This is a genomic window from Paenibacillus sp. 01T422, from assembly GCF_056398785.1.
This window is the reverse complement of the sequence record NZ_JBFTQB010000764.1, coordinates 1-3,268: the sequence shown is the minus strand read 5'-3', so window position 1 is coordinate 3,268 and position 3,268 is coordinate 1. Positions and strand designations below refer to the sequence as shown.

General features: G+C 47.4%; 5 protein-coding genes. All 5 read left to right on the top strand.

Going from position 1 to position 3,268, the window contains the following annotated elements; all coding sequences use genetic code 11:
- On the top strand, positions 1-262 hold a 262-nt coding region (locus AC1DUA_RS30760; protein ID WP_477503364.1), incomplete at its 5' end, for a ribose-5-phosphate isomerase A.
- 27 nt (positions 263-289) lie between these two features.
- Positions 290-1,015 carry an SDR family NAD(P)-dependent oxidoreductase gene (locus AC1DUA_RS30755; RefSeq protein WP_477503363.1) on the top strand — a complete coding sequence of 242 codons (726 nt, stop codon included), beginning with the start codon at positions 290-292 and terminating at the stop codon, positions 1,013-1,015.
- 20 nt (positions 1,016-1,035) lie between these two features.
- A complete protein-coding gene (locus AC1DUA_RS30750) occupies positions 1,036-1,671 on the top strand; it encodes a ThuA domain-containing protein (RefSeq protein WP_477503362.1) in 636 nt (211 codons plus the stop codon).
- Positions 1,672-1,760: 89 nt separating this feature from the next.
- Entirely contained in the window at positions 1,761-2,237 is a 477-nt protein-coding gene (locus AC1DUA_RS30745; protein WP_477503361.1) for a DinB family protein, read from the top strand.
- A gap of 152 nt (positions 2,238-2,389) precedes the next feature.
- On the top strand, positions 2,390-3,268 hold an 879-nt coding region (locus AC1DUA_RS30740), incomplete at its 3' end, for an MFS transporter (protein WP_477503360.1).

Below are 3,268 nucleotides of genomic sequence, written 5' to 3'. Positions count from 1 at the left end.
CGGTTACGAGCTAACACGCAACAAGCTTAGTGCGCTTGGATGTGAGCCGCAGCTGAGAATGCTGGATCAGCAACCTTTTACGACAGACAATGGCAATTACATTCTGGATTGTGATTTTAAACAGATTAAAAGGCCAAGTGAATGCCATGATGCCATTAATAACATCCCAGGTGTTGTCGATAATGGGTTATTTATTAAGATGGCTGCCAGAGTCATCGTTGGTTACCAAGACGGATCTGTGAAAGAGCTGAAGCTTGTCTAATAACTAGGAATGGTGGGAGCGCAGGAGATGTTGTTGAACAAAGCAGTTTGTGTAACCGGAACGGATAGAGGGATTGGACTCGCCATGACTGAAACTCTATTGCATCAGGGATATACGGTTTATGCGGGTGGCATTCAGGGGAATAACGAGGATCTGAGCAAGCTCGCGATACAATTTCCGAATCAACTGCATGTTTTCAAATTGGATGTGGGATCTGATGAGAGTGTAAGGGAAGCAGCTCATTATATCAAAAGTAGATCTAATCAGTTGGAGTTCCTGATCAACAACGCTGCTATCCTCGGCGATACGGTGAAGACGATTGAAGATGAGCTCGATTTCGAAGAGATTCAACAGGTGTATAACGTGTCCGCGCTTGGCGCTATTCGGATGTCCAATAGTTTACTTGAGCCGATCATGAATGGCGGAAAGCTGATTGTTAACATATCCTCCGAAGCGGGCAGTATTGCGAACAGCCATCGGGATGCCTGGTTCGGGTATTGCATGGCCAAATCAGCTTTGAATATGGGTTCAACGATCGTTCATAACAAAATTCGCAAAGAAGGCGGGCGCGTCCTGCTGATTCATCCTGGCTGGGTCAAATCTTTTATGAGCGGTGAATGGAATCCGGCGGGCACCTTTACTTCGGAAGAAGCTGCTGCGAATATTTTGAACCGGATTGAAGAGAACAAGGACAAGCTTATGGCACTACCGCTTTATATCGAAGCTGACAGCGGAAGAGAGTTGCCCTGGTAAAAGGGAGAGGAGAAGGATCTATGCGCGAGATAAAAGTCATATTGATTGGCGATAACACAGATGCTCCCTGGCATCCATTGGAGCCTGCTAGAGGGCAGCTTGCAGCCATTCTTGGCAACGAGTTTGTGTTAACCGCTACAGAAGATTATCAAGCCTTTGCGGAACTGGATCACGAACAAATACCTCTGTGTATTTCTTACACGGACTGTTGGAAGCGAGACCTGACGCAGCAACAAACCGCTGGACTTCTACGTTATGTCGCAGGGGGAGGCAGCTTGCTAGTCATCCATAACGGTATTTCTCTGCAACGAAGCTACGAGCTGCTGCAGATGATCGGCGCCAAGTTTACCGGCCATCCTCCTTACCAGCCTTTGGCATATTATGGTTCAGCCGCCAACCATCCCTTACTGGAAGGTGTTGAGAACTTCAACCTGGATGAAGAGCCGTACTTGTTCGAATTTGACCCGTTTACGAAGAAAACGGTTTTTATGGAGTTTGAATTTGAAGGAAAACGGTACCCCGCGGCATGGGAGCACGCTTATGGTCTAGGGAAGGTCGTGTATTTGCAGCCAGGGCATCATGCCCCTTCTTTTGAGCCAGAAGCCTACCGCCGTCTCATATTAAACAGCGCGCGCTGGTTGAGCAGGCAGGCGTAGATTACGCCCCGTAGAACACTATTTTTCCATATACTCCCTAGTGGTGAATTATGCTACAATGGGCCAAAAGAGTCGCTGAAGGAGTGAGTATGTTGGAACATTATTTGTTCAGGCAGTTGGCATTCGTTAGAGATCAAGTTTTACAAGTCGTTGAAGGGATTTCGGAGGAGACAGCGGATCAGATTCCGGATGGATTCCGCAATTCAATCCGTTGGCAGATGGGGCATATTTATGTCGTGATGGAAAGGTACGCTTTTCAATATATGGAGCTTCCGCTTCAACTGCCACAGGGGTTCAAGGAGCAATTTGAGTATAAAACTTCCCCTTTAACTACGCCAGCGGATATTGTCGTTCCTACTCTCTCAGAGCTGAAAATGCTGCTGAAAAGGCAGATTGAGAGAATTCACACTGAATTGGGTAATCGCCTGCACGATAATGTGACGCCTTATACAACTTCCGCAGGGATGAGACTCGAATCATTAGAGCAATTCCTCAGCTTTAATTTATATCATGAAGGCATGCATTTAAGTGTCATTAAAATATACAAGGTATTATTATCCAGATAAATGATAGTTTGACGAATGGAGGAGATCCTCAAATGATGAGGTTCATCAAATTCGCAAGGCCTCCCTGTTAAGACGTAACCTTACGTTGTTCGCGAGCACCGCCGATCTGGTTGAGTCCATACACCCAATCAGATATCGGAGAGGAGCTCCATATGAACAGCACAATGAACATTCGCGTCCTATTCGCGTTTCGCTTTTTTTCCAGTCTCATCCCAGCTTACGTCATCGAGAGATTGTACTGGGAGGAGCGGGGCATGACGATTCAGATGGTCGTATATACGGAAATTATTTTCTCCCTGACGATCGTGCTGCTAGAAGTTCCAACAGGTGTTATAGCGGACAAATGGGGCAGGAAAAAAATGCTTGTACTAAGCGCTCTGCTGGGCTGCTGCGAGTTTCTGATTCTGATAGCTGCGACCGAGTTTTGGCATTTTGCGCTCGTCGTCTTCTTGGCAGGTATCGCTCGTTCGGCAAGCAGCGGCTCCGATAATGCACTGTTGTATGATACGTTAATGCAGCAGGGGAAGGCGTCCCAGTTCGACAAACTGCTCGGGCGATTGAATGCCTGCGATTTGCTCGCAGCTATCCTTGCCGCATTCTGCGGGAGCTTGCTCGCTGGTAAATTCGGTCTTGAGCTGAACTACTGGCTATCGCTAGTCAGCTCAGGGATTGCCCTAATTCTCGCATTCCTGCTGATCGAGCCGCCGATGGGGGGAGACGGCACAGTGGATGCCGAGGAAAGTATCTCTTTTAAAACGTATGTTATAGCATCGCTGCGTTTTTTCAGGAGAAATCCCAATGTCTCTCTTGTTATGTTTTCGGGTATGATCACAGGCGCTTCGATGAGCTACATTGAAGAATTTTGGCAGTTGTATGCGAGCCGTATAGGGACGCCTGTTTACTTATTTGGGGTACTGTCATCTGTTATCATGCTTTTGCAGCTGCCTGGCAACTTGTTGGCCTATACGCTTTTGCGGCGATTCAGCTACAGGAGGCTGATTGTCCTCATTACGGCGATCATCACGATCGGC